We start from the raw sequence: 26032 nt of genomic DNA, 5'->3' as shown, positions 1-26032 counted from the left end.
TGCTAAAAACTAATTAAAAATAAAATCTTTTAAAGAAGCATTTAAAGTTGTTTGGGAATTTCTTTGTAGATATTCTGAACTGCATTAGGATCTACTTTTCACTTTGTCTATTCTTATATAGAATCACAGAGTGGATTGAAGCGGAAGGCAATTGACTCCTGCGGGAAATAGAGGAAAAGTCGAGACCCTGCAGGGCAAAGCCCGAGGAGGCTCGACTTCCTCCCCGCGGAAAGCAATTGACTGGAGCGGAAAGGAACGGTCCACGTTTTATACATACTACAACTCCCACTATTTTTGAAAGTTATGTAACCCAGTAATATACTACCTCTCTTATCTAAAATAGAAACAACCTTACCTAAAGAGCTCTGTTTAAAAAAGGAATGAATGGGTATCATGTAGAAAGGATTTATATACAGTGTAATAAAGGAAGCGTTTAGTTTGACCTTTATTGACCATGGGTGTATGATTACAGTACAAAGTGAATAAGTTATTCAGAAAAATAAAAAAGGATTTCTAAGGAGGAACGAGGATGAATTTAATTCCTACAGTAATTGAACAAACAAACCGCGGTGAACGTGCGTATGACATTTATTCACGTTTATTGAAAGACCGTGTAATCATGCTTGGAAGCGGCATTGATGACAATGTGGCAAACTCCATTGTGGCACAGCTTCTTTTCCTTGAATCTGAAAACCCGGAGAAGGATATTTCAATTTACATAAACTCTCCTGGCGGAAGCATCACAGCGGGTATGGCAATCTATGATACGATTCAATACATCAAGCCTGATGTACAAACGATTTGTATTGGTATGGCTGCTTCAATGGGTGCGTTCCTTCTTGCAGCAGGTGCGAAAGGCAAGCGATTAGCCCTTCCGAACGCTGAAGTCATGATTCACCAACCACTTGGTGGAGCTCAAGGTCAAGCTACAGAAATCGAAATCGCAGCGAAGCGTATTCTATTCCTACGTGAAAAACTGAATCAAATCCTAGCTGATCGCACTGGTCAACCACTTGAAGTGATTTCAAAAGATACAGATCGCGATAACTTCATGACAGCTGAAAGAGCGCTTGAATATGGATTGATCGATCGTATCATCACTCGTAACGATATGAATAATAAGTAATCATGAAATCCCTCTTGCACAATTTCGCAAGGGGGTTTTTATTTTGACCCGCGGAGGTTTAGCGTCTAAAAATTTGAAACAGTGAACTGAAGGATTGATCCATTCTCGAAAGTAGAACTAAAAAAAGGCCGATGACCACTCCCAGGTCATCAGCCTTTTCAAGGGTATGAAGTTGATCTTATGCTTCTTTTTGAACGAAACCTTCGAGGGCAACCAGTGCTTCTTCTTCGTCGCTTCCGTCCGCTACCAGCGTAATGGAAGTACCCGTAGAAATGGCTAAACTCATTAAGCCCATGATGCTTTTCGCATTAACCTTTTTCCCATCCTTTTCCAAGAATATTTCAGATGAGAAGCGGTTCGCCTCCTGTACGAATAATGCAGCCGGTCGTGCTTGAAGACCTGTCTTCAATTTCACTTCTACTTGTTTTTCCACCATAATCATTTCTCTCCCCTTTGTCCTTATTTAGGTTTGAATCTTTTCTCCCGCCCTGAGTTTCTCAGCAAGCTGGTCAATTTTACGTAAGCGGTGATTAATCCCTGATTTACTGATGGTGCCGCCTGACACCATTTCCCCTAGTTCTTTCAACGTGACATCTTGATAATTCACTCGTAATTCTGCTATCTCCCTTAATTTATCGGGTAATATCTGTAAGCCTACATGCCTCTCAATAAACTTAATGTTTTCGACCTGTCTTAAGGCAGCACCGATGGTTTTATTAAGGTTAGCCGTCTCACAGTTTACAAGACGGTTAACGGAATTTCTCATATCCCTGACAATCCGTACATCCTCAAATCGCAGCAGGGCATTGTGAGCCCCGATGATATTCAAGAACTCCGTAATTTTCTCTGCTTCCTTCAAATACGTAATGAAGCCTTTTTTTCGTTCAAGGGTTTTACTATTCAACCCGAAGGAATTCATCAGCTCCGACAACGCATCGTTGTGTTCGGAATAAAGAGAAAAGATTTCTAAATGATACGATGAGGTTTCCGGGTTGTTTACCGAACCACCTGCAAGGAACGCTCCTCTCAAATATGAACGTTTGCAACATTTCTTTTTGATCAAGTCTTCCGATATATTATGGATAAATGTGAAATTTTCACCCAGGATTTTCAGTTCTTCAAGAATCTTCTTAGTATCTTCTTTGATTCGTACAATGTAGACATTGTTTTTCTTCAGCCGCATCTTTTTTCGAACCAGAAGCTCTACCGGGGTGTCGTACCCCTTTTTGATCAATGTATAGATTCTTCTGGCAATGGCGGCGTTTTCGGTTTGAATATTGACGACGAGCATTTGATTTGAGAATGACAACGAACCATTCATTCGGATCAATGCGGATAATTCTGCATTGGCGCAGCAATCTTTCACTTCAATATTGGTCAGTTCTTTTTTTGTTTCGGACGCAAACGACATCCCCATCACCTCCTAGCAAACGCTTGCACAACCTTATACAAAAGAAATTTTTGTAGTTTAGCTGGTTGATTTTTTAAGATAAGAATATATGATATCAGCGACCTTCTCCGTGTTATGACGAACAAGATGGTTGTCATAGGAGAGAATCTCTTCTGCAATCACTTCTAAGCCCATGGATTTCAATTTATCTACATCAAAGTGGACAGGACTCGCTTGTTCTTCACTATATCGGGCCTGCACCTCATCGGGTACCTGCTTTTTGTTGACCAGGATATAATCAATACTTGGCGTTTCCAAATGATCATATAATGCCTTTACGTGGTCACTTGCTGAATAATCCAATGTTTCCCCTGCCTGGGTCATGATGTTGCAAATATACATTTTCTTCGCTTTCGCCCTGCAAACGGCATCGCCAATTCCCGGAACAAGAAGATTCGGTAAAATACTAGTATATAGGCTTCCCGGACCCATCACAATTAAGTCGGCTTCCTTTATGGCCCGCAAGGTTTCACTCAGTGGCTTGATGCAATCCGGCTTTAAGAAGACACTTTTGATCTTCTTACCGGCTTTCGGAATGGTCGATTCTCCCGTGACAATCGTTCCATCCTCCATCTCCGCCTTTAAGATGACACTTTGATTGGCTGAAGGCAGCACCTTCCCCTTCACGTTCAATACCCTGCTCATTTCCTGAATCGCATGGACAAAATCACCTGTAATGGAAGCAAGGGCTGCAATAATCAAGTTTCCTAAAGCATGGCCGGAAAGTTCATTCGTTGTTTCAAATCGATGCTGAAACATTTGTTCCACCAGTGGCTCCACTTCTGAAAGAGCAGCCAGGACATTTCGTATATCTCCCGGGGGAGGAATATCCAGGCTGTCACGCAAACGACCGGAACTGCCACCGTCATCAGCGACAGTGACAATGGCCGATATATCAATAGGGTGCCGTTTCAATCCCCGAAGAAGGACCGGTAAGCCCGTTCCTCCTCCGATCACGACGACCTTGGGTGTATGTGTCATGTTGTTAGACCCTTTCTCTTCTGAATATCCCGATGAGAAATTTTCGTTTGATAGTCATTTTCAAAATGATGGCCAAGATACTCTGCCAATGCAACCGATCGATGCTGCCCCCCTGTGCATCCTATCGCTACCACAAGCTGGCTCTTTCCTTCCCGCTTGTATTGAGGAAGCATGAATGACAATAAATCGGTTACTTTCTCGATGAATTTATTCGTTTCATTCCATTTCAATACGTAGGTGGACACTTCTTCATCCAATCCCGTTTTCGGTCTCATATGATCGATATAGTGAGGATTTGGCAGGAAACGTACATCAAACACCAAATCAGCATCGATCGGGATTCCGTGCTTGAAACCGAAAGAAACGACATTCACCGTGAAAATCGTCTTCTTGTTCACCGAGAATTCCGTTAAAATCTTTTCCCGAAGCTCTCTTGGCTTCATGGTTGAAGTCGTATAAATTAACTGCGCACGTCCTTTTAACTCTTCAAGGAGCTCTCTTTCCTGACGAATCCCTTCAAGAGGCAATCCTGAAGGAGCGAGCGGATGAGAACGGCGCGTTTCCTTGTATCGTCTGACAAGAGAAGAATCATCTGCATCAAGATATAAAACCTGCGGTGTCACCCAGGAGGTTTCCGCTAATTCATCCAGTGCTTTAAATAGATGATCAAAGAATTCCCTTCCCCTAAGGTCCATCACAAGGGCGACCTTATTCATTTTATTACCGGACTCTTTCATCAGTTCCAAAAATTTTGGCAGAAGAGTCGGCGGCAGGTTGTCCACACAGAAGAATCCTAAATCCTCGAAGCTCTGAATGGCAACCGTTTTACCAGCTCCGGACATCCCTGTTATGATTACTAATTGAACATCGTTTGTAGAACCTGTACTCATACTCTTCCCCCGCTTTTATCGTAATGTTGTATTTAAAAAGTTCGTTGATCAACTTGGATCTAATCGATAAGACAATAACTTAAAATCAGGAGTATAGGTAAACGTTCCATAAATCGTATTTTTTCCGTGTAAGAGGTAGTCCAGAATATGATAATCTCCTTCAGCCATCGGAAGGTTCTTAATATCCTCAATCGGATGCCATTTAATCTTACCTTCTTCCGATTCCTGAAGGTTGACCCCATCCGCTTCGGTTGCAAAGAAAGAAAACATCATCCACTCCGATTTAATCTGATCGCCTTCTTTAATAATGAACGTAAAGACACCTTTCAAATCAGGATTCTTTAAATAGATGCCCGTTTCCTCACGATACTCACGAATGACAGCATCCCGGATTGATTCGCCGGACTCCATTTTCCCACCTGGAGCGACCCACCAATTCCTTCTTGGCTTTTGGAGAAGGAGCACCTTGTCTCCATCCAGATATAAACAATTTGTGACACGTTGCACTACCTTCACCTCGATCTTGATGATTAGGGAGCCAATGAATACACTAGTCCCACTTTCAGTCATTCTCATTCCTTATATTATACTATGATTGTAGACAAGCTACAATGTCTTGGCTTGTTGTTTGAAGGTTGTCGATTGAAATCGAAAGATATTGGGACATGTTTCTACAAGAAGAGGATAGGTACAGATATATATGTGGCACTATAACAGGGGAAAAAGCAAGCAAAAAAAATAGACACAGGCGAGTCCTGTGTCGTCTACGGGATTTATTACTTAAAAGGGGGTCAATTTCTTATTATCTATATTACCCGAAAATTGTTTCACTAGTGTTACAACAGATTTAAAACGGTATTACGGAATTGTTAAGTATCACAGTAGAATTTGCGAATTACGACGAACGCTGTAAGAACCTGTCATTTTCCGGTTAAAAGTCATAATTCTTCATAATTTGATCCGCCATTAGTTCGTATCCCTTACCATTGGGATGAAGAGAATCATGGAAATAGTTTTCCTTGGACTTCCCTTTAAACAACGGATTGGTTGAAACGTACTTTACGTTCTCGTGTTTCTCGGCTTCTTTCATCATGGACTTATTCCAATCATCGACGTACGCTTCGATTTTATCACTGTCTTTATCAGGGTATGGATTGTATAAGCCCAAAACGATGATGTCCGCTTCTTTATTCGCAGTTCCGACAATATTCAAGATCTTATCCAGGTGGTCCAGATAGTCCTTTTTCGCCTCCACGATTTCTTCATGGTGTAAAGGGAACAGATCCCCACCATTATTCTTTATTAAATCATTGGTTCCAATGTTGATGATATATACGTCTGCTTTACTTAAATCCTCCACGACCTCCGGCTTAACGATCTGCCCCAGAAGCTGATCCGATTCCTGCCCCGGTACTCCAAGGTTTTGAAAGTTATATGACATCTTTGTATGTTTTTCATTTACTTTCTCTTCTAAACGCCCGATATATCCTGCTTCTTTTTCATCCCCATACCCATAGGTGAGGGAATCTCCCAATGCCATCACCCGTTTCCTAGATGATGACTTGGTCTCATCGGCAAAAAAACTAAAATACACGATGGGGATAAGAGCAACCAATGCTACTAAAGAAACGATTTTCCATATTTTCATTCATGATCCGACCTTCCGAAATAAACTAGGATGACTTTCATAATGTTGGTTATTCCCTTTTGTGAAGGTTGTAACCCTGTTTATTTTTGGAAGAAATGAACCGTTGGAATCGCTTTAAGAGGTCCGTCCCCTTACTTCTTCTGAACCCCAAACCGCGCATTGAGCTGACCTCTTATCATTTTTTGCTTTGCTTCTTTTCTCTCTTTTCTGGATAGTTCATACTTGATTTCTTTCGTGGTGACCCCTTCTTCTCGCTGGTCGGCAATTTCCATCAATCGTTCGACGTCGGAAAAGGAGTACTTGCGATAGCCCCGATTGGAACGTTGTGGAAAGATCAGATTCTTCTCTTCGTAATAGCGGATCTTTCTCTCGGTCAAACCGGTCAATTCACTGACGACACCGATCGATATTACTTTTTTATCCTTATAGGAAGGCTCATTGTCCACGTTCTCCTCATCCTCCTAAGCAGGGAATATCTTGATTATACATGTCTCTCTTACGGATTTGGCCTATTATGTTAGAAAACCTGACAAAGAATTCTAAATTGGAAGAAAACTTTACAAGGTAGATGATTTTCTATGGAGATCCCCTTACACTACCCTTAAGAACCCAAAAGGAGTGAACACGGATGCCATTTTTACGTGAAGCCGTTGAACGACAGAGGCAGCAATTTATTCGTCGGTTAGTAGAAGCTGGTGTTTACAAGCCATGTGATGAGGGGTTGAAGAAGCTGACGCTGTCAGAATTGGTGTATGTGTTTAATAAGCATAAGAAAAGTTGAATTCATCAAAAAAAGCCTTTCGAAGGAAATCTCCCTTCGTAAGGCTTTCTGGATTAACCGTTTTTGACTTTTTCTTTCAGCTCTTCAATATAATGCTGAGCCGTTTGAGCGGCGATACTTCCATCACCTGTTGCTGTAACGATTTGGCGAAGTTGTTTTTCGCGGACATCTCCGGCTGCAAAGATTCCTGGAACCTTTGTTTCCATTTGTTCGTTTGTTTCAATGTAACCTTCAGAGTTGATGATTCCAAGGTTAGCAAATGGCTTTGTTAGTGGAAGCATTCCAATGTAGATGAAAACACCATCCGCCTGGAAATCAGTTTCTTCTCCATTTTCAGTGGATACAAGGGTCACACTGCCTACTTTTCCATCTTTATCATTGATTTCTTTCACCGTATGGTTCCAGATGAAATCAACTTTATCGTTATCAAAGGCGCGCTGTTGCAGGATCTTTTGAGCACGAAGCTCATCACGACGGTGAACGATCGTCACTTTGTTAGCGAATCTTGTCAGGTAAACCCCTTCTTCTACAGCGGAGTCTCCCCCACCTACAACAACAAGGTCTTTTCCTTTAAAGAATGCTCCGTCACATACTGCACAGTAAGATACTCCGCGTCCGCCAAGCTCTTTTTCACCGGGTACACCGATTTTTTTGTACTCTGCACCCGTTGTGATGATCACGGCACGGGCTTTAAATTCTTTCGAACCGGTTTTGACAATTTTAAACTCTTCTCCGTCAACGATCTCTTTAATATCTCCGTATGCGTATTCCGCACCGAATTTCTTCGCATGATCAAACATTTTATTAGAAAGATCAGGTCCTAGAATATGGTCGAAGCCTGGGTAGTTCTCCACTTCTTCCGTATTCGCCATTTGTCCGCCCGGTACTCCTCTTTCAAGCATAAGCGTTGAAAGACTTCCACGTGACGTATAAACAGCTGCAGTCATTCCTGCAGGGCCTGCACCTACAATGATTACATCATAAATTTTTTCTTCAGACATAATGACATTCTCCTTCCGAAACAATCGTAAGCATATTCTTTATTAAAATACTATGGTTAGAGGTAATAATGGTGCCTTGAGCCTTCCACCCATAGTATTAACTTCCTACACCTATCCTATAAAAAACAAGGTCACATCGTCCAAAAATATGCTCACGGAAGGTAACTTTCAACGACTGAGATGTATTTTGTCAGCGTACTTGCAGATAAATTGAATCGATCACATAGCTGCTTCTTCGTGACCTTTTCATTTCGCAGCCGATTCCATACGAATTCTGTTGCCGCTGCAAAAGCTTTGGCATTCTTGAAGGTTTCCCGTTCTTTTATCCCTCTATAGGCGATCGTAAACCAAGTAAGGAACAATCCGGACTCTACGCTCGTGATCGGTCGATGACCTCCATAAAGGTGCAGAGCCACTTGATGCATATTCTGAATCTCCTGGTTCACCTTAATCGAGCTGTTTCCGTTGCTATTTAACACTTGTGCTAAATAAACCTTTTCGACAATGGACAGGTCCTCCACATCACAAAAGTCAGCGTGGGTGAGGATAGCTCTCTGATTATCCGAAATAGACGTAAGAAACAGACCGAATAATTTCTCTTCCGTATATTCACTTTGAAGCTTCTTCAAAATCGATGTGACGTGATTTTCGAAGCCTTCTTCCTGCTTTTTATCGTTCCAAGGCTCGAGTCCCTCTTTTTCAGGGTTGATTTCTAATACCCTTTTCCACGCATTACGGGCTGTATCCTCATGCCCCGTTTCATAAGCAGAATAAGACAACCAATAATAGAAGCTCGCATCGCCCTCGAAGCCAATCTTCTGAAGGGACTTCAACCAATCATAAGCCCGCTTCGAGTGACCAACCAACGCAAACGTAGCCCCCAGCTTGTAACGATGCTCATGAAGTAAGGGACGGACCTTCTCAAGCCCCTGAATCAATTCGTCCAGCTCGGCATGACGCTTTTGATAGAAGTAAAAAACAGCCGTATTGCACAGAGCATGAAGATTTCCAGGATTCTTCTCCAGCACCTCTTCCAACGTAGCAGCTGCTTGATCGACTTCTCCTAAATAGAAGTAGGCAAGTGCTAAATTATTATAAGCTGACCAGAATTCCGGATAGTCATGAATGACCTTCTGTAAAGTTTCCACGGCTTTTTGAAAATGCCCTGATTCAAGTAGATCTCTTGCTTTCTCCTGTTGGACGATAAGCTCATCATGCTCGTATAAATCTTCCACAATCAGATCGGAATCGAGCTCGAGAAGCTCTAATAAGTCTTCTGCGTCTTCAACGAATTCACCATATTCTTCTTTGTCAAGATAAGCTGAAACCTGTTCGTACGCCTCTTTAAATAAGCCTAAATGGGCATAATTATTGGCCAGAAAATAATGACATTCTGCCATACGGGGATCCAAATCATCCAGGATTTGATGCAATAAATCATTGGAACGCTTGTATTCACCAAGCTCTGTATACACAATCGATAATTGACAGGCAATCATCGGTTCTACTGGTTCTAATTGAAATGCTCTATTTAAATATTTTAATGATTTCTTAAGCTCTCGACGTTGATAAGCCTTCATCCCTTTGTTGTAGTAATACTCGCCAGTCGGGACAAAAGACAACACTTTCGCTTGCTCACTACCTAATTTTGACCCTTTTCTCATCAAAGTCCTCCGAAACGTTCATAGTATAACTACAGTAGTATATCATACAATACTCCTGTACTAAACTACCATATTTTGAGGGACGGACCTTTGCGCGTGCGCGAAGGTCCGTCCCTCAGGGAGTTATTTATTATGACGTTCCACAAGAACTTCTAACACATCTTCGAGTGGAAGTTTTTGTTCTCTTAAAAGGACTAGGACGTGGTAGAACAGGTCGGCGACTTCCCATTTCAGTTCTTCACTGTCTCTGTTTTTCGCAGCGATGATCACTTCTGACGCTTCTTCTCCTACTTTTTTAAGGATTTTATCTACACCTTCTTCAAAGAGGTAGGTCGTGTATGCTCCCTCTGGCCTCTCGATTTCACGATTTTCAATGAGTTTTTCCAGAGTGAGGAGGATATTTTCTGTTGATGATTTCTCCTCACCATACACTCCTTCATGGAAGCAGCTTTCTTCACCTTTATGACACGCAGGGCCTTCCTTATCGACGAAGACAAGGATGGCGTCTTTATCGCAATCCCACGTGATATTTTTGACGGTTTGGGTGTTCCCGCTTGTCTCACCTTTATGCCACAGCTCCTGGCGTGAACGGGAGTAAAACCACGTTTCTCCCGTCTCAACCGTTTTTTTGAGAGACGTTTTATTCATATAGGCCAGTGTTAAAACCTCTTTTGTCGAAGCGTCCTGGATGATGGCAGGTACCAATCCTATATCATCGTACTTCACGGATGCGATCCAATCGTCATTTGTCATCGTACGTGCACCTCCTGCTCTCTTAAGTAGCTCTTTACTTCTTCCACGCTCGTTTCTTTATAGTGAAAAATGGAGGCTGCAAGTGCCGCATCGGCTTTACCTTCTGTGAATACTTCTTTGAAGTGCCCCGCATTTCCAGCACCGCCTGAAGCAATCACCGGGATCGAAACTGCTTCACTGACTGCCTTCGTCAGGGCAAGGTTGAACCCCTGCTTCTCTCCATCGCTATCCATGCTCGTTAACAAAATTTCTCCCGCACCAAGTGATTCTACTTCTCTCGCCCATTCAACGGCATCCAGGTCTTTCAGCTTTCTGCCTCCATGGGTGTACACCTTAAAGCCTTTGCTCTCTTCATCGTATTTGGCATCGATGGCCACTACAATACATTGAGATCCGAAGTAATCCGCTCCTTCACGGACAATATCAGGACGCAGAACGGCTGCTGTGTTAAGGGAAACCTTATCTGCCCCTGCGCGAAGGATGGCTTTCATATCTTCTACTGAGTTAATCCCACCACCTACTGTAAAAGGGATCGCCAATTCCGCAGCTACATGCTTAACGACTTCCACCATCGTTTTCCGTCCCTCATGTGAGGCTGAAATATCCAGGAAGACGAGTTCATCGGCACCTTGCTCATCGTACACCTTTGCAAGTTCAACAGGGTCTCCTGCATCTCTCAGCTCTACAAATTGAATGCCTTTTACCACCCGGCCGTCCTTCACATCCAAGCAAGGGACGATACGTTTCGTTAACATGCCTTCACCTCATTTACAGCCTCACTCACCGTGAACTTCCCTGTATAAAGTGATTTTCCGCAAATCGCCCCGGAGACGCCTTGGTTTTCGTATTGTTTTAACGTTTTCAAGTCTTCCAATGAGCTAATGCCTCCAGACGCAATCACTGATTTCCCTGTTTGTTCAGCAAGATCCACAACCGCTTCAACATTAGGACCAGATAGCATTCCGTCTGTGGCAATATCGGTGAAAATGAATATTTCTGCACCGGCTTCAGCCAGTTCTTTTCCAAGATCGACAGCTTTAAGGGCGGATGTTTCCAACCAGCCATGAGTGGCAACATAGCCATCCTTTGCATCAAGCCCAATGGCAATCTTATCACCATATTCCGACAGCCATTCCTTCACTAATTCTGTGTTGGAAACAGCGATACTGCCAATGATCACACGATCCACACCTCGGTTTATATAGTGCTCGATGTCCTCTTTTGACCGGATCCCTCCCCCGATTTGCACCTTGGCATCCAGCTTTTCAGCAACGGCGATCACAAATTCATCATTGATCCGGGAGCCTTCCTTTGCCCCATCAAGATCCACCATGTGAATCCATTCGGCCCCTTCATCAGCGAATTTCTTCGCCATATCAAACGGAGAGTCTCCATAAACCGTTTCCTGATTATAATCACCTTGAATGAGGCGAACGCACTTTCCTCCCCTCATATCGATGGCTGGATAAATCGTAAAACTCATGAGACCGCCTCCATCACTCGTTTTGTAAAGTTTTCTAACAGTTTCATTCCAAGCTCCCCGCTTTTTTCAGGGTGAAACTGCATTCCGTATATATTCTCCCGACTCACGACTGCCGGGATTTTCACTCCTGCATAATCAGCACTCGCTTCGATCACGTCTTGGGATCCTTCGTGCACATAATACGAATGAACGAAGTAAACATAGCCTTCAGATAACCCTTCTAAAAGGGGGGAGTTTTTTTGGTAACGCAGAAGATTCCATCCCATGTGAGGGACTTTGAATGAGTTACCTTGACTGTCCTCTTTTGGGATGTGAAGCACCTCACCTGGTAGAAGAGCCAATCCTTTTGTTGATCCATTCTCCTTACTTTCTTCAAAGAGGAGCTGCATGCCTAAACAAATGCCTAAGAGCGGCTTCCCGCTTTGGGTAAAAGTGAAGATGGTTTCTTTTAAATGTGTGGTTTCGAGAAGATTCATAGCATCTTTAAATGCTCCCACTCCCGGTAAAATCAACCCATCTGCGTTCAGTAATTCCTCTTGTTGATCACTGATAAAATAAGGAATGTTCAACCGTTCAAGTGCTTTACTGACGCTGAACAGATTCCCCATCCCATAGTCTACAATGCCGATCATGAATTATAACATTCCCTTCGTTGACGGAACCCCTTTTACCCGGGGATCAATCATGGTTGCTTCATCCAAGGCACGTCCCAGTGCTTTAAAGATTGCTTCAATGATATGGTGGGTATTGTGACCATAATGAACGATGACATGAAGATTCATTCGTGCTTCAAGAGCAAGCTTCCAAAGAAATTCATGAACAAGCTCTGTATCGAAGGTCCCGACCTTCTGACTTGGAAGTTCTGCACGGAACTCGAGGTGCGGACGGTTACTCAGGTCCACCACGACTTGGGCAAGAGCTTCATCCATCGGAACCATGGCTGAGCCGTAACGCTTAATCCCTTTTTTGTCTCCCAGTGATGCAAGTAACGCCTGTCCCAAGCAAATGCCGATATCTTCAGTGGTGTGATGGTCATCCACTTCAATATCGCCATTTGCCTCAATCGTACAATCAAATTGCCCATGTTTTGTGAACAAATCCAGCATATGACTCATGAATGGGACGCCTGTCTCTACTTTAGAGTTTCCCTCTCCATCGATTCCAAAATTCAAACGAATATCCGTCTCATTCGTCTTTCGCACAATCTCTGCACTTCTCACCATGATGTCCTCCTTTTTGGAGGGACGGACCTCATGGAGGTCCGTCCCTCTTCCCTATTTATCTTGATCGAATCGAATCTCCACTGCCCTTGCATGGGCTTCAAGACCCTCCAAGCGGGCAAGTTTTGCGATTTTTTGATAATCTTGCTGCAATGCTTTTTCACTATATGAAATGACACTTGTCTTCTTCATAAATTCATCTACATTTAACGGACTTGAAAAACGTGCTGTCCCATTCGTCGGGAGTACGTGATTAGGTCCTGCAAAGTAATCACCTACTGGCTCCGAGCTGTAACGGCCAAGGAATATCGCTCCGGCATGACGGATTTTCGCCATCGTTCCAAACGGCTTCTCCGTTAAAATTTCCAAATGCTCCGCTGCAAGTTGATTCACAACATCTATTCCTTCTTCAATATCTCTCGTCACGTAGATGACTCCGAAATCATTGATGGACTGACGGGCAATGTCTTCTCTTGGAAGAGAAGACAGCTGTCGTTCTACCTGTGTCGATACCTCTTCAGCCAGTGTAGATGAATTCGTCACAAGAACGGCAGAGGCAAACACATCATGCTCTGCCTGTGAAAGAAGGTCTGCGGCAATTTCATCCGCACGCTGATTCTCATCGGCCAGAATCACGATTTCACTCGGGCCGGCGATCATATCAATATCCACATCACCGAATACTTCGCGTTTAGCCAGGGCTACATAAATGTTCCCCGGTCCTGTTATTTTATCCACAGGAGTGATGGATTCCGTTCCATAGGCCAATGCGGCTATGGCTTGGGCACCGCCGACTTTAAAGATGTCTTCCACTCCGGCAATTTTAGCTGCAACCAACACGCCGGCAGATAGCTTCCCATCATTTCCAGGAGGAGAAACCATCGTGATTCGTTTGACTCCAGCGACTTTAGCAGGCAACACATTCATTAATACAGAGGATGGATACGCAGCTGTTCCACCCGGTACGTACACGCCGACTGAATCAAGGGGGGTCAGCTTTTGGCCAAGCATGGTTCCATCCTCTTTCGTTGTAAACCATGAAGATCTTTTTTGTTTCTCATGAAAGTCTCGGATATTATCGGCAGCTTCTTCAATGATCGAGATCATCTCAGAATCCAGAGAAGCGAAGGCTTCCTCTATCTCACCTTGAGAAACCCTGTAGTTTTCTAATTGGACACCATCAAATTTCTTCGTAAATTCACAGACTGCCTGGTCGCCATTTTTCTGCACAGAAGAAATAATCCCCTGAACCGCTCTTCGCTGCTCCTCCGTACCACTATCGACCGAGCGCTTAATCGACGCCCCGCTTATATCCTTCACAATCTTCATCACATCCACCAGCCTTCGAGAGGGACGGACCTGCTTACGAAAGCAGATGCCGTATTCCCTATGTAATCTATATTTGGAGGGACGGACCTTGCCTGAATGAACAAGCATCCGAACCTCAAATTCTCTTTATTAGTATTGATATTCCTGTATTGACCTGCTCCAGGAAAGGTCCGTCCCTCTTACCCGATGATTCGTGTCAGCCGGGTGACGAGGTCTTCTATTTTTTCGTCTTTCATTCGGTAGCTGACGGGGTTGACGATAAGTCTGGAGGTGATGTTAACGATGGTTTCGTATTCCACCAGTCCATTTTCTTTCAGGGTTCTTCCCGTTGAAACGATATCGACGATGCGATCAGCAAGTCCGATTAATGGAGCAAGCTCAATGGAACCGTTTAGTTTAATAATTTCCACTTGTTCACCCTGCTCACGGAAATAGGATGACGCAACATTCGGATATTTCGTAGCAATTTTCGGTGCCACATCACTCATTTTTGTATCAGGCAGTCCTGCGACCGCCAAGTAACAGCCACTGATCCGCAAATCAAGCAGCTCATATACGTCTCGTTCTTCTTCCAACATAACGTCCTTCCCGGCAATCCCTAAATCTGCGACTCCATGCTCCACATATGTCGGAACGTCCATCGGCTTTGCCAGGATGAATCGTAAATCTTCCTGGGGAACTTCGATGATCAGCTTCCTTGAGTCATCAAATTCGGGCGGCAGATTGTATTCTGCCTTCCTTAATAGTTCCACGGCTTCTTCAAATATCCTGCCTTTAGGCATGGCAATGGTTAACGCACTCATGATGTTTCACCGCCTTTCGGGTCCTGTCCCACAACAAAGTGCACATTGCTGAAGCCCTTCGTAAACTCGTCCACATCTCCTACGCCTTTCCAATTCTGCAGCACCACTTTGACTCCTTCACTTCGCAGCTCATAAGCAATACCGATAGCCTCTTTCCTGCGATCATCACTAAACAGCACACATTGCTGAAGAGTGGAATTTAACTCAACCTGCATCGCTTCAAGAACATAATCCAGACGCAATCCAAAGCCTGTCGCACCGGAGTTCTTTCCGAATTTTTCAAGTAGCTTGTCGTAGCGGCCGCCATTTCCGATCGCAAACCCTACATTTTCTCCGTACACTTCAAATAAAATACCTGAATAATAACTCATGTGACTCACCAGGCTCAAATCGAACTTCACATATTGCTCCACTTCGTAATCTTTTAAAATACTCCAAAGATCTTTCAGCTGTTCTAATGCATGCAGTCCTTTTTCCCCTTCTAGAAGAGAATGGGCTTCACCCAGCACATTTTCTGATCCCCGTAATTGCAAGAAACGGAACAATCTCTGCTTATCAATGGATGAGAGAGCCAACTCATTGACATGCTGGCGATATCCAACATAATTCTTTTCATATAAGTATCTTCTTAACGTATCCGCCCGTTCTTCTGTCCCGACGATTTGAGTGAACAGCTCCTGCACAAATCCGATGTGGCCGATGGAAATCTTGAAATGTTCCAATCCAGCTTCTTTTAATACCGAAACCATCAGGGCAATCACCTCAGCATCGGCACTGACTGAGTCGTCACCGATACATTCAATTCCCACTTGTTCAAATTCTGCGGGGCGCCCGCCTTCCCTCTGCTGGGCCCTGAACACAGAATTCGAGTATGCCAATCGCAGCGGTGCTTCATCCTTTAATAATTTTGACGCGGCAATCCGGGCAATCGGCGCTGTCATATCCGGCCTTAATACAAGGGTGTGACCCTGTTGATCCAGAAGCTTGAATAGCTGCTGATCTAATATCGCCGATGCCTCACCAACTGTTTCATAATATTCAAGGCTGGGAGTCTCAATAAACTTGTAACCCCACAGTTTCATCACCTGTTCCATATTCTTTTTCGTCTGATCTTTGATTTCATATAAATCAGGGAATGTATCTCTCATTCCCAATGGCTTCTCGAACATGAATAACTTAGTCATAAGAACCACCTTTGGCGTAATAATTCATCTATTTTTCCCCGATTTGGGGATTGCTACTTATTCTCGATTATCCAGAAATCCTTTAGTTCGCTAATGCACTAATAAAATAAAGTTATTAGTAGTGTAGCGTTTCTTTTTTTATTCGTCAACCGTTTGATTTGTGGATTTTTCAGTGATTGGTTGATCGTACGTTGCTTACATAGTAATTGGACGAACATTTACCACAGGTATATTGCAATCGTGATCATTTCACTGGGCATGGAGTAGTTGATTTCCGCTACAGGCGCTCGCCTTCCACTCCAATCAAGTTTCTGAGAATCGGTTACTTAATAAAAAATCATAAAAACAACAATCTATTTTAAAACATCCTTTGAAAAACAAAAAAGGCAAAAATAGAACTCATTCTATCTTTGCCTTTTCCCTTATTCTTCTTTTTTCAATCCGTAGATTGCATCTTCTCGCCAGCGTGCGGCAAGTTCCTCTTTGGTGTAGATGATCCTCATTGGGTTACCACCTACGAACGCTCCTGCCGGGACGTCTTTATGTACGAGGGTTCCTGCTGATACGATGGCTCCGTCGCCAATTTGAACACCCGGTAATATTGTGGTGTTGGCCCCGATCATCACTTCCGATCCGATTTCCACATGACCTAATCGGTATTCCTTGATCAGGTATTCATGGGCCAGGATCGTCGTATTGTACCCGATAACCGTATTACGCCCAACGGATATTTTTTCCGGGAACATCACGTCAAGCATCACCATCAGGGCGAATGATGTGTGTTCACCAATCTTCATCTGCAAAAAATTCTTGTACATCCAATTTTTCATCCCCAAAAAGGGTGTGTACCTTGCCAGTTGAATCACGATGAAATTTTTGACGACCTTCCCGAAAGGAACGGTTTTGTAAACATGCCTGAGAGAATTTGCTCCTTCTACAGGGTAGCGGGTCGTTCGTCTCATGCAGTCGGAACTCCAACAATCGGTAATAAGTCTTTCATATTATCCAGCATGAAGTCCGGTTCGTAGTGAGCCAGATGCTCTCTCCCCTTCGCACTCCACGCTACACCTGCCGATAGCACTCCTGCATTTTTCCCGGCTAAAATATCGTGGTGATTGTCACCGATCATAATTGCTTCTTCAGGTGAAGACCCCAATGCTACGAGAGCTTTCTCAATCGGTTCAGGATGCGGCTTCGCGTTCTCGACTTCGTCCAGGGTGATGATGACTTCAAAGAACGGACGAAGATTCATAAGGTCCAATCCTTTTAACACAACATCACGGATTTTCGTTGAGACTATCGCTAATTTGTATCCATTTTCGTAAAGGGCTTGAACGGTTTCATACACCCCTTCAAACTCAGTGACAAGTGCGTCATGATGCTCATGATTATAAGCACGGTAATGAGCACACATTTCTTCCATCATGTCAGGATTCAGTCCGCCAAATGACTCCTCTAATGGTGGCCCCATAAAAGGATGAACGTCCTTTTCTTCGTACTGCCCCGGATAATAATGATTCAATGTATGCAAAAAGGAAGAAATGATTAAATCATTGGTGTTGATCAATGTTCCGTCTAAGTCAAATAATATTGTTGTAATCCTGCTCATAATGTCTCTCCTTTTCTTTCTTTGCATCGACCCTGTTCCAAATGTAAGCAACCGCCATCGTTAACAAAATCGCTGTGACAAGCCTGATGATCAGGAGTGGCAAGACAGGGATGCCAAGCGGGATAAAGATTAACGTATCCTCCACCACGGCGTGACAGGCGACTAAAAAGATGAAGGCAATCGTGACATCCTTCTTACTCACACCATCTTCTTTTACTGCCTGAATCATGACTCCTGCTCCGTATGCCAGCCCGATGACGAGTCCCGCCACCATCGTAGATGATGTATTTGCATTCATGCCAAGCGCCCGTGTGGCTGGGGACATCCATCGTGAAAAAACATCCATCCATTTCAGATCTTTCATCACTTGAATAATCATCATAAGAGGAATGACGATAAGAGCTAATTGCAGGACACCAAATCCCGCTTTTTCGAGTCCCAGGAGAATGATTTCCCCCCACCCGTCCGGCTCGGCTTGTTGTGGGGGCATCATTCCGTACTTGGCGATTTCAGACCCACCGTTCCAAACCAGATTGATGACAATCGCCGATACCAGGGCCAACCCGACCCTAACAGCGACAATCAGCCAAATCTTCACGCCAACCTTTGCGGCTACCGTTGATTCAATGAACAAATTATGAGAGAAGGAGAGCATCACAGCAATGATGAATACTTCTTTCACCGTTAAATCAAGGGATAGGATCCCACCGATTCCTGCGTACAAATTAAGAAAATTGCCCAATACAAGAGGAATGGCCGCATCACCTGAAAGCCCGATAAGTTTCATGAACGGAGAAATCTTCTCCATGACCCAAGGAAGGACAGGTGTATATTGAAGCAAAAACACGATCAGCGTGACCGGAAATATGACCTTTCCCAGTGACCACGTTGTTTTCAAACCTGTAAGTCCGCCATTTTTCAAAGATGACATCCACATACGCCCTACTCTCCTTTTGTTAAGCGTTTACGCTATCCGTCTTTTCATCGTATGCCTTCTTCGCAAGGCCAGCTTTTCTTCTGTAAAAGAACACACCTATCGCTCCAATGATAAGAACAATCGAAATCACTTGAGCGAATCGTAAAGACCCCATCATCAGACTGTCCGTTCTCAATCCTTCAACAAAGAATCGACCAATGGAATACCAAATCACATATGTTAAGAACAGTTCTCCACGACGAAGACTGCTTGCCTTTCTTCTCAGGACAAGAAGAAGAATCAATCCGGCAAAACTCCAAAGAGATTCATATAGAAATGTAGGGTGGTAGTATACTCCATTAATATACATTTGATTAATGATGAAATCGGGAAGCATCAGGCTTTCAAGAAACGCACGGGACACTTCTCCACCATGGGCCTCCTGGTTTACAAAGTTACCCCAGCGGCCGATTGCCTGACCTAAAATAAGGCTCGGTGCCGCAATATCAACGAGCTTCCAGAACGACAGCCCTTTTATTTTAGCAAACACGATCGTAGTGAGGACAGAACCGATCAATGCACCATGGATGGCGATTCCACCATTCCAGACTTTAATGATATCCCCGGGGTGATCGGCATAATAATTATCCCACTCAAAGATGACATAATAAGCGCGTGCACAAATGATAGCGATGGGAATGGCCCAAACGAGCAAATCGATGAATGTATCGGGGTGAAGGCCCAGTCGTTTGCTCTCACGAATGACTAAATAGAGTCCTAATGCAATCCCAAGTCCGATGATGACACCGTACCAGTGTACTTGGATCGGACCGAGTGAAATGGCAATAGGGTCGATTGGTGTAATGTTCTCGTTCATTTTGTCTCTCCTTTTTTTCCATTAAGATAGTATATGAATGTAAACTTCATTCACGTTCTATGTAAGGATTAGATATCTTCATTCTCTCCATCTTCAATCACATCAGACAATCGGTTTGTAAATTGCTCTGCTGCATTTACGCCCATACGTTTCAGGCGGAAGTTCATGGCAGCCACCTCAATGATAACCGCGAGATTTCGTCCAGGACGAACAGGTACAGTGTATTTTGTAATATCCGTATCGATGATTTTCATTGTCTCTTCTTCCAGTCCAAGCCGGTCGTACTGTTTCGTTTTATCCCATAGCTCGAGATTGATGCAAAGGGTAATGCGCTTATGGCTGCGGACGGCTCCTGCACCAAATAACGTCATGACATTGATGATCCCCAAACCGCGTATTTCCAACAGGTGTTCAATCAATTCAGGAGAACTGCCGATTAGCGTATCCATGTCTTCTTGGCGAATCTCGACACAATCATCTGCTACAAGACGATGACCTCTTTTCACTAGTTCTAGAGCAGTTTCACTTTTACCAACGCCACTTTTCCCCGTGATCAACACTCCGACTCCATAAATATCCACCAGTACACCATGGATCGCCGTTGTTGGGGCAAGCTTACTTTCCAGATAGTTTGTCAGCCTCGAAGAGAATCGTGTTGTCTTCATCGAAGAACGCATGACAGGAACATCATAACGATTCGATGCTTCCACTAGCTCAGGCGGAATCTCAAGGTCTCTGGAAATGATGATACCAGGCGTAATATCTGTACAGAGAGCTTCCATTCTGCGCTTACGTTCCGCTTCATCTAATAGCTCCAGAAAAGATAACTCGGTTTTTCCCAATAGTTGTATCCGCTCTGCAGGATAGTAGTTGAAATAACCCGCCATCTCCAAACCTGGACGGGAAATGTCACTCGTTGTAATAGGTCTATGTAAACCTTCTTCTCCACCGACAAGCTCTAATTTAAACTTATCGACAATATCTTTTGTGCGGACCTTTGCCACATGCAGCTCCTCCTTCACGTTACACTCGCTTCATATTTATAAACGATTCTTTCTCTAACCTATTTTAGCAATTATAGAAAAAAGCGCAAGGCAGCTTACTTGTAACAGGTGCACGTTTTATCCCCACAAAAAAACTCCGGCCAACAATCAAGCCGGAGTTTTTTCCTATTACTTCTCTTTCATCGGATCCAGCACTGTTTTTTGAATCACCAGGTTGGCAAGTGACAAAATGATCGATGCCAGAAAAGCCATGCCAAATCCGGATAACTCAAAGCTGCTTCCCATCAGGCCATCCGTCAGCAGTAACGTAATGGCATTAATGACGAAGAGAAACAGCCCGAGTGATAAAATCGTCACCGGCAGAGTCAGGATGATCAAAATCGGTTTCACTAGAACATTCAGTATCGAAAGAATAAAGCTGGCTCCTATTGCTGCCCCGAACCCGGATACTTCAAATCCTTCAAAAAACCCTGCCAATGCAATAAAGATTACTGCATTGATTAAAATTCCAATAATCCATCTCATTATTTGATGGCTTCCTCCTCATTTGGCAGCACGAAGGCCAATAAACCGTATACGACGGCCAGAGGGAAGAATCCCGTCGGAATGAGCAGGATGATGAAAATCACCCTTAGAATCGTTGCATCGATCCCCACATAACGGGACAAACCTCCAAGCACCCCGGCGAGTTTTCTGTCAGACCTTGATCGTGCTAATTGTTTTCTCATCGTTATTCCTTCTTTCTCATCTTATGCTTTGTCCTTATTAACATTCTTCTGTTCATGCTTTTTTATGAGGACAGATCCTGCTTTTGTTTCCGCAAAAAGATGAAGCTTATCATCTGAATCGGTTTTACGACTGAAACGAATCGACTTTTGAACCACTTCATTTTTTTCCTCCAATACATCAATACCCTGCAACTCAAGCTTAAAACCACCGAAGTTTGATTTTGCCTCTCCGGAAATGTTGATGTTTTCAGGAACGAATAAATCAATGTTGCCCGTTACCGTCTTTGCGTGAAGCGTGTCGGCTTTATCCCCGGTCAAGGCACAAACCACGTTTCCGTTCAGGGATTGCACATCTGAGATTGAGATATCCCCTTCGACATGGACCTTTCCATTAATGGATTCTGCTTCAACATGGTGGGCTTTCGCGTTCAGGATTGAAATCGCACCGTTGGATGTTTCCACTTCTGCTTTTTTCGCTGTCAGGTGATCGATATGAATCTTTCCATTAGCAGCTTTGGCACGAAGATCCTGGACATCTAAATTCTCTGCCTTTAATCCACCATTAAATAAGCGGATCGAAATCCTTTTATATTGATGCTTTGGAATGTAGAGTTTAGAGTCCACCTTCATCCACTTTAATTGCGTGGAGTAATACAACGTATCCCCGTCGACAGCAAAGGACGTATTCTCCATGAACTGCTTTCTGGCTTCCTCATGATCTTCTGTACGATAAACCTTGGCCTCACATTCCACCCGGACTTCCTCACCATCCCAAGGGATCAGTTCTACCTTTCCATTGGCCACATCTACATCGATTTTCTCGAAATCCGTATTGGGCTGTTGATACACATGAGACAGCTCAACCGATTGATTCCACTGAAAATCAAAGTCAAAATTCTTAATCTTGTTCAACGCGCTATTCATGAAATCAAGAAGCTTATCTTTCGGATTTCCCGAATGAGTAGAATGTTCTTTCTCACCCTTTTTATCCTCTTGAAAGATGGACACAAATTCATCAAGGAAATCCTTTTCCTTTGCCTTTTCTTTTGATGTATTTGGCTTTTGATCAAGTGCTTCCAATAATGCCACTGCTTCCTGTGCCGAAATCGTCCCATTTTCCAACATATCCAAAATGCGTTTGCGTTCTTCATTCATACTCTTTCATCCCCTTTGTTGATTATAAAAGTACTTTAATGCCTTTATACACATTCCAAATGACCACGACAACACTAAGTAATATGGCTAAACCGATCATGATGACGGTGAATATCGGCAATCCCGCACCACTCGCGAAAACCCCCATATCCAAAAACAAGCCTGTAATCACAAGGGGCACCGCAACAACCGGTAATAAGTGAGATAAAAAGGCTGCTTTAGCGTCCTTTTTCACATAAGGATGATCTGATACAAAATAAACGATCAGCGGAAAAAGGAAGCCTGCAAAAAATATACTGAAATAGCACAGGGCTGATAATACCTTATTGGTCTCCATCTTCATCATCTCCTCTACTATTATTTACGATACGTGAAGCAAAAGGTTTCAATGCATTTGTTTGTAATCTTATTTTCACATAATGGGAATGTTCTTCACTCCAACTTGAGGCTGATTTTAGATAGGTATGGAGTTGTGGTTTTGGTTGGGGATTGACGTCGGGAATGGTTTTTTTATTAAAAAGAGAGATGCGCTTTGCATTGCATCTCTCCCATCATTAATTCGTCACTTCTTCTTTTTCCCTAATCTTCTTCTTCATCCGTTCACGATCGCGCTCAAGCACAGGTTTCAGGTACTTTCCTGTGTAGGAACCTTGTACTTCGGCCACTTTTTCAGGGGTTCCGCTTGCAACAATCGTACCACCTTTGTCCCCGCCTTCAGGACCAAGATCTACAAGGTAATCGGCTGCTTTAATGACATCAAGATTGTGTTCGATGACGAGGACCGTATCTCCGTTTTCAACAAGTCGTTGAAGAACAACTAAGAGTCTAGCAATGTCATCCACATGAAGTCCAGTTGTCGGCTCATCCAGAATGTATAGAGAGCGGCCCGTAGAACGACGATGCAATTCTGAAGCAAGCTTCACACGTTGGGCCTCTCCCCCTGATAACGTAGTGGCTGGCTGACCTAATGTGATGTAGCCAAGTCCAACATCAAAGATGGTTTGCAGTTTACGTTTAATCTTCGGAATGTTCTCGAAGAATTTCACTGCATCTTCGACTGTCATCTCGAGCACATCAGAAATATTTTTATCTTTATATTTCACTTCAAGTGTTTCCCGGTTGTATCGTTTCCCGTGACAAACTTCACATGGAACGTACACATCTGGAAGGAAGTGCATTTCGATCTTGATGATCCCGTCTCCGCGACATGCTTCACAACGTCCTCCTTTAACATTAAAGCTGAAACGGCCTTTTTTATAGCCCCGAACTTTCGCTTCATTGGTTGTGGCAAATACATCCCGGATATCATCGAATACCCCGGTATAAGTAGCCGGGTTGGATCTTGGGGTACGACCGATCGGTGATTGATCGATATCGATGACCTTATCAAGGTGGTCAATCCCCTTCACTTCTTTATGCTCACCAGGTTTTGATTTTGCATTATGAAGCTTTTGAGCCAGTGACTTATGCAGGATTTCATTGATCAACGTACTTTTACCGGATCCGGATACTCCAGTCACAGCGGTAAAGATTCCTAATGGCAGCTTCACTTTGACGTTGTTCAGGTTATTTTCTTTCGCTCCCACAATCTCTAAGTACCGGCCATCAGGTTTACGTCTTTCCTGTGGGAGAGGGATGAACTTCTTCCCTGAAAGGTACTGACCCGTTAATGAGTTCGAGTCATCCATCACTTCTTGTGGTGTTCCAGCAGACACCACTTCTCCCCCGTGAACACCCGCTCCAGGTCCGATATCGATGAGGTAGTCTGCAGCCATCATCGTATCTTCATCATGCTCGACTACGATCAAGGTGTTTCCTATTTCCCTCATGTTCTTTAAGGTGTCGATCAGTCGGTCATTGTCCCGTTGGTGCAATCCGATGGACGGCTCATCAAGAATGTAGAGGACCCCCGTCAGACGGGAACCGATTTGAGTCGCTAAACGAATCCGTTGAGCCTCTCCCCCCGAAAGCGTGCCTGCTGCCCGGCTTAGTGTGAGGTACTCAAGTCCAACGTTGACCAGGAATCCGAGGCGTTCACGGATCTCCCTCAAAATAAGATTGGCAATCTTCATATCTTTTTCAGATAGCTCGAGCTTATGGAAAAACTGCTCTGCTTCTTCTATTGAAAAGGCTGTTACTTCCCCAATATGAAGTGAGTCTACTTTTACTGCTAAGCTCTCTTCTTTCAAACGGTGGCCTTTACAGGTTGGGCAATCCTGCTGCGCCATGTATTTCTCCATCTGTTCACGGATATAATCAGAGCTCGTTTCACGGTAACGGCGCTCAACATTCGGGATGACTCCCTCGAAACGAAGATAGTTTTCACGAACTTGACCAAAATCGTTCTCGTAACGGAAGTAAATCTCATCTTTGCCGGATCCATACAGGACCTTATCCATTTGTTGTTTCGGAATTTCCTTCACAGGCATATCCATCGGAATATCATAGTGATCACATACGGCCTTAAGAAGAGACGGATAGTATTGGGAGCTTGTCGGTTCCCACGGAGCAATCGCATGTTCGTCGAGAGTGCGATCCCAATTGGGAATCACGAGCTCCTTATCGACTTCAAGCTTTGTTCCTAACCCATCACAACTTGTGCAGGCACCGTATGGACTATTGAAGGAAAACATTCTTGGTTCCAGTTCCGTTATGGAAAATCCACAGTATGGACATGCGTGATGCTCACTGAATAAAAGCTCTTCTTCCCCGATTACATCGATGATCACCTGACCGTCTGCCAATCTAAGTGCAGTTTCAAGTGAGTCGGACAGACGTGCTGCGACACCTTCCTTCACGACGATTCGATCAATAATCACTTCAATGGAGTGCTTTTTATTTTTTTCCAGCGAGATTTCTTCTCCAAGATCCTGGACTTCACCATTGATACGTACTCGAACAAACCCTTGTTTCTTGATTTCTTCAAGGGTCTTCACGTGAGTTCCTTTACGGCCTGATACAACTGGTGCCAGTACTTGAAGCTTCGTTCTTTCCGGGTATTCAAGAATACGGTCGACCATTTGTTCAATCGTTTGGGAGGAGATTTCGATCCCGTGATTTGGACAAATCGGTTTCCCTACTCTTGCAAACAACAGTCTTAGATAGTCGTAAATTTCTGTTACCGTCCCTACAGTCGAACGGGGATTACGACTCGTTGTTTTTTGATCGATGGAAATCGCCGGGGACAACCCTTCGATGGCATCGACATCAGGTTTATCCATTTGACCTAGAAATTGACGCGCATAGGCAGAAAGGGATTCGACATAACGTCTTTGTCCTTCTGCATAAATGGTATCAAAGGCAAGGGATGACTTACCTGAACCCGAAAGCCCTGTTAAAACGACCAGTTTATCCCGGGGGATTTTAATATCTATATTTTTTAAATTATGAGCTCTAGCTCCTTGTACGATTATTTGATCTCGCGCCATAT

The 26032-nt window shown here is 43.8% G+C and carries 29 protein-coding genes; 2 read left to right on the top strand and 27 right to left on the bottom strand.

The annotated features are described in order from the left end of the window. The first annotated feature begins 529 nt into the window (after nt 1-529). Entirely contained in the window at nt 530-1126 is a 597-nt protein-coding gene (gene clpP, locus F0342_RS14210; protein WP_098352025.1) for an ATP-dependent Clp endopeptidase proteolytic subunit ClpP, read from the top strand. Between the two features lie 178 nt (nt 1127-1304). Here clpP and F0342_RS14205 read toward each other — a convergent pair whose 3' ends face one another. From F0342_RS14205 to F0342_RS14175, 7 genes are all read right to left on the bottom strand, one after another. Further along, the gene (locus F0342_RS14205; protein WP_148970361.1) at nt 1305-1562 is read right to left on the bottom strand and encodes an HPr family phosphocarrier protein; all 258 of its coding nucleotides are present in this window, start codon (nt 1560-1562) and stop codon (nt 1305-1307) included. Nucleotides 1563-1589: 27 nt separating this feature from the next. Further along, the gene (gene whiA / locus F0342_RS14200; RefSeq protein WP_148970193.1) at nt 1590-2537 is read right to left on the bottom strand and encodes a DNA-binding protein WhiA; all 948 of its coding nucleotides are present in this window, start codon (nt 2535-2537) and stop codon (nt 1590-1592) included. A 57-nt stretch (nt 2538-2594) separates the two neighbouring features. Then, nucleotides 2595-3557 (bottom strand): gluconeogenesis factor YvcK family protein, encoded by a 963-nt coding sequence (locus F0342_RS14195; protein WP_149156560.1) that lies wholly within the window; start codon nt 3555-3557, stop codon nt 2595-2597. Further along, nucleotides 3554-4447 carry an RNase adapter RapZ gene (rapZ, locus tag F0342_RS14190; protein WP_113969146.1) on the bottom strand — a complete coding sequence of 298 codons (894 nt, stop codon included), beginning with the start codon at nt 4445-4447 and terminating at the stop codon, nt 3554-3556. The genes F0342_RS14195 and rapZ overlap by 4 nt, the downstream gene beginning before the upstream one ends. A 48-nt stretch (nt 4448-4495) precedes the next feature. Then, a complete protein-coding gene (locus F0342_RS14185) occupies nt 4496-4954 on the bottom strand; it encodes an 8-oxo-dGTP diphosphatase (RefSeq protein ID WP_148970362.1) in 459 nt (152 codons plus the stop codon). A gap of 424 nt (nt 4955-5378) precedes the next feature. Further along, a complete protein-coding gene (locus F0342_RS14180) occupies nt 5379-6095 on the bottom strand; it encodes a GDSL-type esterase/lipase family protein (protein ID WP_149156559.1) in 717 nt (238 codons plus the stop codon). A gap of 131 nt (nt 6096-6226) precedes the next feature. Beyond that, entirely contained in the window at nt 6227-6541 is a 315-nt protein-coding gene (locus tag F0342_RS14175; protein WP_148970196.1) for a MerR family transcriptional regulator, read from the bottom strand. Between the two features lie 182 nt (nt 6542-6723). On the opposite strand from F0342_RS14175, the gene F0342_RS14170 reads away from it, so the two are divergent. Next, on the top strand, nt 6724-6876 hold the full coding sequence (locus F0342_RS14170; protein WP_148970197.1) for a Fur-regulated basic protein FbpA: 153 nt from the start codon (nt 6724-6726) through the stop codon (nt 6874-6876). A gap of 53 nt (nt 6877-6929) precedes the next feature. Here F0342_RS14170 and trxB read toward each other — a convergent pair whose 3' ends face one another. The 20 genes from trxB to uvrA all read right to left on the bottom strand — a co-directional run bounded on the left by trxB (nt 6930) and on the right by uvrA (nt 26030). Further along, nucleotides 6930-7877: a thioredoxin-disulfide reductase gene (trxB, locus tag F0342_RS14165; RefSeq protein WP_148970198.1), complete on the bottom strand. Its 948-nt coding sequence runs from the start codon at nt 7875-7877 to the stop codon at nt 6930-6932. 152 nt (nt 7878-8029) lie between these two features. Continuing rightward, a complete protein-coding gene (locus tag F0342_RS14160) occupies nt 8030-9541 on the bottom strand; it encodes a tetratricopeptide repeat protein (protein ID WP_149156558.1) in 1512 nt (503 codons plus the stop codon). A 123-nt stretch (nt 9542-9664) separates the two neighbouring features. Continuing rightward, nucleotides 9665-10294 carry a bifunctional phosphoribosyl-AMP cyclohydrolase/phosphoribosyl-ATP diphosphatase HisIE gene (hisIE, locus tag F0342_RS14155; RefSeq protein WP_149156557.1) on the bottom strand — a complete coding sequence of 210 codons (630 nt, stop codon included), beginning with the start codon at nt 10292-10294 and terminating at the stop codon, nt 9665-9667. Continuing rightward, nucleotides 10291-11049, bottom strand: a complete 759-nt coding sequence (gene hisF / locus F0342_RS14150; RefSeq protein WP_148970201.1) for an imidazole glycerol phosphate synthase subunit HisF — start codon at nt 11047-11049, stop codon at nt 10291-10293. The genes hisIE and hisF overlap by 4 nt, the downstream gene beginning before the upstream one ends. Further along, nucleotides 11043-11777, bottom strand: a complete 735-nt coding sequence (hisA, locus tag F0342_RS14145) for a 1-(5-phosphoribosyl)-5-[(5-phosphoribosylamino)methylideneamino]imidazole-4-carboxamide isomerase (protein ID WP_149156556.1) — start codon at nt 11775-11777, stop codon at nt 11043-11045. Before hisA ends, hisF begins: the two co-directional genes overlap by 7 nt. Then, complete coding sequence (gene hisH, locus F0342_RS14140) at nt 11774-12409, bottom strand: imidazole glycerol phosphate synthase subunit HisH (protein ID WP_148970203.1); 636 nt, start codon at nt 12407-12409, stop codon at nt 11774-11776. The genes hisA and hisH overlap by 4 nt, the downstream gene beginning before the upstream one ends. Nucleotides 12410-12412: 3 nt before the next feature. Continuing rightward, nucleotides 12413-12997, bottom strand: coding sequence for an imidazoleglycerol-phosphate dehydratase HisB (hisB, locus tag F0342_RS14135; protein ID WP_187443407.1), 585 nt, complete (start codon nt 12995-12997; stop codon nt 12413-12415). Nucleotides 12998-13051: 54 nt separating this feature from the next. Continuing rightward, nucleotides 13052-14326 (bottom strand): histidinol dehydrogenase, encoded by a 1275-nt coding sequence (hisD, locus tag F0342_RS14130; RefSeq protein ID WP_149156555.1) that lies wholly within the window; start codon nt 14324-14326, stop codon nt 13052-13054. Between the two features lie 179 nt (nt 14327-14505). Next, nucleotides 14506-15129, bottom strand: coding sequence for an ATP phosphoribosyltransferase (gene hisG, locus F0342_RS14125; protein WP_149156554.1), 624 nt, complete (start codon nt 15127-15129; stop codon nt 14506-14508). Then, nucleotides 15126-16313: an ATP phosphoribosyltransferase regulatory subunit gene (locus tag F0342_RS14120; protein WP_149156553.1), complete on the bottom strand. Its 1188-nt coding sequence runs from the start codon at nt 16311-16313 to the stop codon at nt 15126-15128. Before F0342_RS14120 ends, hisG begins: the two co-directional genes overlap by 4 nt. A gap of 422 nt (nt 16314-16735) precedes the next feature. After that, nucleotides 16736-17275 (bottom strand): acyltransferase, encoded by a 540-nt coding sequence (locus F0342_RS14115; RefSeq protein WP_149156552.1) that lies wholly within the window; start codon nt 17273-17275, stop codon nt 16736-16738. Next, nucleotides 17272-17922: a pyrophosphatase PpaX gene (ppaX, locus tag F0342_RS14110; RefSeq protein WP_149156551.1), complete on the bottom strand. Its 651-nt coding sequence runs from the start codon at nt 17920-17922 to the stop codon at nt 17272-17274. The genes F0342_RS14115 and ppaX overlap by 4 nt, the downstream gene beginning before the upstream one ends. After that, nucleotides 17894-18859: a nucleoside recognition domain-containing protein gene (locus F0342_RS14105; protein ID WP_148970212.1), complete on the bottom strand. Its 966-nt coding sequence runs from the start codon at nt 18857-18859 to the stop codon at nt 17894-17896. The genes ppaX and F0342_RS14105 overlap by 29 nt, the downstream gene beginning before the upstream one ends. A 19-nt stretch (nt 18860-18878) precedes the next feature. Beyond that, complete coding sequence (gene lgt / locus F0342_RS14100; protein WP_149156550.1) at nt 18879-19715, bottom strand: prolipoprotein diacylglyceryl transferase; 837 nt, start codon at nt 19713-19715, stop codon at nt 18879-18881. Between the two features lie 68 nt (nt 19716-19783). After that, entirely contained in the window at nt 19784-20719 is a 936-nt protein-coding gene (gene hprK / locus F0342_RS14095; RefSeq protein ID WP_148970214.1) for an HPr(Ser) kinase/phosphatase, read from the bottom strand. A gap of 168 nt (nt 20720-20887) precedes the next feature. After that, nucleotides 20888-21244, bottom strand: a complete 357-nt coding sequence (locus F0342_RS14090; RefSeq protein ID WP_148970215.1) for a phage holin family protein — start codon at nt 21242-21244, stop codon at nt 20888-20890. Next, complete coding sequence (locus tag F0342_RS14085; protein WP_148970216.1) at nt 21244-21447, bottom strand: PspC domain-containing protein; 204 nt, start codon at nt 21445-21447, stop codon at nt 21244-21246. Before F0342_RS14085 ends, F0342_RS14090 begins: the two co-directional genes overlap by 1 nt. A gap of 21 nt (nt 21448-21468) precedes the next feature. After that, nucleotides 21469-22602, bottom strand: a complete 1134-nt coding sequence (locus F0342_RS14080) for a DUF4097 family beta strand repeat-containing protein (protein WP_149156549.1) — start codon at nt 22600-22602, stop codon at nt 21469-21471. 22 nt (nt 22603-22624) lie between these two features. Then, nucleotides 22625-22939, bottom strand: a complete 315-nt coding sequence (locus tag F0342_RS14075) for a magnetosome magnetite crystal formation protein family (RefSeq protein ID WP_149156548.1) — start codon at nt 22937-22939, stop codon at nt 22625-22627. A 217-nt stretch (nt 22940-23156) separates the two neighbouring features. Continuing rightward, nucleotides 23157-26030 (bottom strand): excinuclease ABC subunit UvrA, encoded by a 2874-nt coding sequence (uvrA, locus tag F0342_RS14070; protein WP_148970219.1) that lies wholly within the window; start codon nt 26028-26030, stop codon nt 23157-23159. Between the last annotated feature and the right edge of the window lie 2 nt (nt 26031-26032).

Origin of the sequence: Bacillus sp. CH30_1T, from assembly GCF_008364765.1 — a bacterium.
In the GTDB taxonomy this organism is placed as follows: Bacteria; Bacillota; Bacilli; order Bacillales; family Bacillaceae_B; genus Rossellomorea.
The sequence above is the reverse complement of the archived record's forward strand: the minus strand, read 5'-3'. Positions and strand labels throughout refer to the sequence as shown.

Coding starts and splice junctions, on each gene's coding strand:
- clpP (WP_098352025.1), top strand. CDS start 530: ATGAATTTAATTCCTACAGTAATTGAACAAACAAACCGCGGTGAACGT.
- F0342_RS14205 (WP_148970361.1), bottom strand. CDS start 1,562: ATGGTGGAAAAACAAGTAGAAGTGAAATTGAAGACAGGTCTTCAAGCA.
- whiA (WP_148970193.1), bottom strand. CDS start 2,537: ATGTCGTTTGCGTCCGAAACAAAAAAAGAACTGACCAATATTGAAGTG.
- F0342_RS14195 (WP_149156560.1), bottom strand. CDS start 3,557: ATGACACATACACCCAAGGTCGTCGTGATCGGAGGAGGAACGGGCTTA.
- rapZ (WP_113969146.1), bottom strand. CDS start 4,447: ATGAGTACAGGTTCTACAAACGATGTTCAATTAGTAATCATAACAGGG.
- F0342_RS14180 (WP_149156559.1), bottom strand. CDS start 6,095: ATGAAAATATGGAAAATCGTTTCTTTAGTAGCATTGGTTGCTCTTATC.
- F0342_RS14170 (WP_148970197.1), top strand. CDS start 6,724: ATGCCATTTTTACGTGAAGCCGTTGAACGACAGAGGCAGCAATTTATT.
- trxB (WP_148970198.1), bottom strand. CDS start 7,877: ATGTCTGAAGAAAAAATTTATGATGTAATCATTGTAGGTGCAGGCCCT.
- F0342_RS14160 (WP_149156558.1), bottom strand. CDS start 9,541: ATGAGAAAAGGGTCAAAATTAGGTAGTGAGCAAGCGAAAGTGTTGTCT.
- hisIE (WP_149156557.1), bottom strand. CDS start 10,294: ATGACAAATGACGATTGGATCGCATCCGTGAAGTACGATGATATAGGA.
- hisF (WP_148970201.1), bottom strand. CDS start 11,049: ATGTTAACGAAACGTATCGTCCCTTGCTTGGATGTGAAGGACGGCCGG.
- hisA (WP_149156556.1), bottom strand. CDS start 11,777: ATGAGTTTTACGATTTATCCAGCCATCGATATGAGGGGAGGAAAGTGC.
- hisH (WP_148970203.1), bottom strand. CDS start 12,409: ATGATCGGCATTGTAGACTATGGGATGGGGAATCTGTTCAGCGTCAGT.
- hisD (WP_149156555.1), bottom strand. CDS start 14,326: ATGAAGATTGTGAAGGATATAAGCGGGGCGTCGATTAAGCGCTCGGTC.
- hisG (WP_149156554.1), bottom strand. CDS start 15,129: ATGAGTGCGTTAACCATTGCCATGCCTAAAGGCAGGATATTTGAAGAA.
- F0342_RS14120 (WP_149156553.1), bottom strand. CDS start 16,313: ATGACTAAGTTATTCATGTTCGAGAAGCCATTGGGAATGAGAGATACA.
- F0342_RS14115 (WP_149156552.1), bottom strand. CDS start 17,275: ATGAGACGAACGACCCGCTACCCTGTAGAAGGAGCAAATTCTCTCAGG.
- ppaX (WP_149156551.1), bottom strand. CDS start 17,922: ATGAGCAGGATTACAACAATATTATTTGACTTAGACGGAACATTGATC.
- F0342_RS14105 (WP_148970212.1), bottom strand. CDS start 18,859: ATGTGGATGTCATCTTTGAAAAATGGCGGACTTACAGGTTTGAAAACA.
- lgt (WP_149156550.1), bottom strand. CDS start 19,715: ATGAACGAGAACATTACACCAATCGACCCTATTGCCATTTCACTCGGT.
- F0342_RS14090 (WP_148970215.1), bottom strand. CDS start 21,244: ATGAGATGGATTATTGGAATTTTAATCAATGCAGTAATCTTTATTGCA.
- F0342_RS14085 (WP_148970216.1), bottom strand. CDS start 21,447: ATGAGAAAACAATTAGCACGATCAAGGTCTGACAGAAAACTCGCCGGG.
- F0342_RS14080 (WP_149156549.1), bottom strand. CDS start 22,602: ATGAATGAAGAACGCAAACGCATTTTGGATATGTTGGAAAATGGGACG.
- F0342_RS14075 (WP_149156548.1), bottom strand. CDS start 22,939: ATGGAGACCAATAAGGTATTATCAGCCCTGTGCTATTTCAGTATATTT.
- uvrA (WP_148970219.1), bottom strand. CDS start 26,030: ATGGCGCGAGATCAAATAATCGTACAAGGAGCTAGAGCTCATAATTTA.